Origin of the sequence: Okeania sp. SIO2F4 (assembly GCF_010672385.1) — a bacterium.
Taxonomy (GTDB): domain Bacteria; phylum Cyanobacteriota; class Cyanobacteriia; order Cyanobacteriales; family Microcoleaceae; genus Trichodesmium.
In genome coordinates, this window is sequence record NZ_JAAHGT010001022.1 from 1 (window position 1) to 3352 (window position 3352).

General features: G+C 34.6%; 2 protein-coding genes. Both read left to right on the plus strand.

Annotated elements, in window-relative coordinates; translation table 11 throughout:
- The first annotated feature begins 2231 nt into the window (after positions 1–2231).
- Positions 2232–2456 carry a DUF2811 domain-containing protein gene (locus F6K22_RS36545; RefSeq protein WP_094673006.1) on the plus strand — a complete coding sequence of 75 codons (225 nt, stop codon included), beginning with the start codon at positions 2232–2234 and terminating at the stop codon, positions 2454–2456.
- 476 nt (positions 2457–2932) lie between these two features.
- Positions 2933–3352: protoporphyrinogen oxidase (gene hemG / locus F6K22_RS36550; RefSeq protein WP_293109579.1), on the plus strand; the 420-nt coding region annotated here is incomplete at its 3' end.

Sequence of the window (3352 nt, forward strand, 5' to 3'; positions counted from 1 at the left end):
TCCCAAATTTAAGTTTACCTATTACTAAACAGACATTTTTTCTGCTCCTAATTCCTGATTCCTGGCTCCTAAAAAACTTAATGTAGAAAATATCGACAGAACTAGGCAATAGGGGTACGACTTTCAAATACTTAAAAACCTGCCAATTACCTGGAATATTACACAATTCAGAAGACTAAGTAGTCAAGCCAAATGAATTGTATATTTGGTGCTGCCTTTAAGTAATTCATTAATGGATAATGGATAATGGCGAACTTGATAATTACAAGAAGGTTTTAACCGCTCGGGAATTGAATATAAGGAATATTGTCTTTGTTTTCCCCTATCCAAGGGGAGGCTTCAAGGCGCGAATTATTTAATTATTAATTATTAATTATTAATTTTTCGGTAATATCATGTCCGCTTAATTACTTATAAAAAAAACTTTTTCCTCTTCTCCCTCCTGAGGACTGAGGACTGAGGACTCCCCAATTATTTATAACTGTTCATCCGGACATGATATAAGCCTAATTATTTTGGCTCTACTTATAAAGTATATAAGTAGATTTTTTCCCCTATTCCCTACTTCCTACTCCTTGAAAAAGGTTAAATTAATTTGGCATAGGTACTTATTTTGATTTAGCTGGAAACTTGAAAAAGATTGTAGGTTTTAGCTTTGAGGTTAATAATTCTGTGAGTATGGAAATTAAACCCTAAGCAATTGTGGACACCATAAAAATTATCAGGTTTTCCACCTGATCGCTCGGAAGTGTTGGGAAAAATCTGCTATAACTACATCGCTCCATTATATCAAATCCGGTTGAATAGTTATTATATTGTTGGGGGAGATGGGGAAGTGGGGGGATTGAAGGCTTGAAGTAATTATAAAATTCTCAACATATATTATATAATCGGATTCTATATCACTCAATCAAAAGAGCGTAGCAACGATAATTTCAAAGCATGAGTCAAACAAAGCGCTCATTAAGAACAGGACTTATATCAAGTCTGGTAGCATCGGTCTTTTCAAGAAATCAGAAATGTGTTAGCTGCACCAACGAACGCAGCAATAAAGTATGGGTTAGGAAAAAGGAAGTAAGGAGTGTTGCTGAGTGGTAATGATTTTTAGATTAAGTATCAACGCAAAACATAAGTTTTTCAATTTTACCTTCAGCTACTTACCATTACATTTCAGAAATGCCATTAAGGTTAGGAAATCCTCCTGTTATCTGTTTGCTTTAAACCCAGATTTTTGTCAAACACCAAAAAACCTACTGCTATATTACACAGAAACCGAATTTCTCGACGAAATTTCCTGATTTGAAAGACAATAATCAGGGTAAAAAACCCGGTTTCTTGGTTAGATTGCGTAATTCTTTAAAGAAATAAAACATTAGTAGTGTACAAGTAGTGATATTTTAAGAAAAGTCAAATAGACAAGTAATTATTGTTCCTTTGTTTCAAAGGAATTGGAATAGTTTGATGTTAACGTGTTTTCTAGCTCGATCATCAAAGGGCAACCAATAAAAAATTTTTCTTGAACAGAACCTAAACATTTGAGAATATTAATTAAGCAAAAAATCTGTTTGGCCTGAAGTAGGTGGACAAAATTATTTGTGCATTTACTAATCGGTTATATTACTTTTGCCTCTTGCCTACCTTTCCCAAATATTCAATTAATTCTGTCCAGGTAATACTTTAATTTATTTAGTATTTAGATCAAATGGCCTCTGAAGAGTTGAAAAACACTTACCAACAAGTAAAAAAATGGCACTCTCAAAATCAGTGATTATAGCTGTAATCTACCATTTAGACTCTATACCTAATTTCGATTTTTAATTTTCAATGGTAACTAGTTCAGAATTCTTATCTTTTAGAGTAATTTTCCACATTCATTCCACAGCATTTCCACAAGCAAGTTCAATGTTTTCCACAGATTAAACAGAATTTTCCACAGAGTTCAACGACGTCATAATACTCTTGTAAATGTATTGGGGATTTTGTTCAGTTACAGGTAAATTCCTTCATATTAGCCATTTATTATAAAGTTTTGTAACAAAAAATGCGATGAAACACTTATTATTTCGTAAATCTTTTATTTATTTAAAGTAGGTTGTAATATTTCTCAACATTGACAAACCTACCCCCTCTTAATGCACAATGATGCGACATTGGTAGTTCAAAGTTAGTGGTTGATGGCCACAACTAGGGACTATGAAGAAGAAAAAATATTATAGAGAACCCTACTAAAGATGAACGTAACCGTTAGTATTCTGGCCGAAATTCCTGAAGCACTGCACGAATCCCTTAAAATCTACTTAGAAACCCACCCAGACTGGGATCAAGACCGTGTGTTTTCGGCAGCTTTGTCACTATTTTTGTTACAGAATGGAGATAGCGGTACACCAGAAACATCTCCTTATTATCGGCAAGCTGCTAGAGTTTACCTAGAAACCCTTTTCCAGCATCATGTATAAGCAGCATTTTGAAAAATTAGTGGTGGTATGAAGTGGCCAAAACAATTCCACTGCTATGAATGTTGCTAGTATTGTAGAACACTAAATTATGATGGTTACTGCAACTGTGATGAAATCAGGTTGTAGGATAATTTTGAAGATGGGGTTTATAAGTGTTTGGGGAAAATTTTTTCTGCATTTTCTGTGAGAATATTGAGAATATAGAGAACTAAAAAATTTTACTCGTAGTTAGCCCAGTTACTTAGGTCTTAAACCTGAATTAATAGGTTGTTGAGAAAAAATGATTGTGGTACAACAATCAGCCAGGGATAGTTCAAATATTGTACATTGTTCCTGAAAATTGGATTTAGGAATTGGAAACAACTTTCGTAGTATCTCAGACCTTAATTTACTAATTCGGTCTTAGAGATTCAATCTAAAGCTGTGGAATTTCACCACAGCTTTAACTTATAACAGAACTGAATATTTAGGAACAAATGACTGAAGTTTTAGATGTCTTAGTTGTGGGTGCAGGTATTACTGGGTTGAGTTTAGCCCATAAACTGACAAAATTAAGTAACAATTCACCCTTGAAGATTTTAGTTGCTGAGAGCCAAAACCGAGTAGGGGGTAATATCACCACAGTTTCTCAAGGAGATTTTCTTTGGGAAGAAGGTCCTAATAGTTTTTCTCCCACACCTGAGCTTTTAAAGTTAGCTGTGGATGTTGGTCTCAAACAGGATTTAATTTTTGCAGACCGCAAGTTACCTCGCTATGTTTATTGGAATGGTCAATTGTTACCAGTGCCAATGGGTCCAATGACTATGCTACAGTCTCAGCTACTGAGTGATTATGGAAAATTACGTGCCCTAGTTGGTGCTTTGGGTTTTGTTCCACCTGGTGTGGGTACTGGTCTG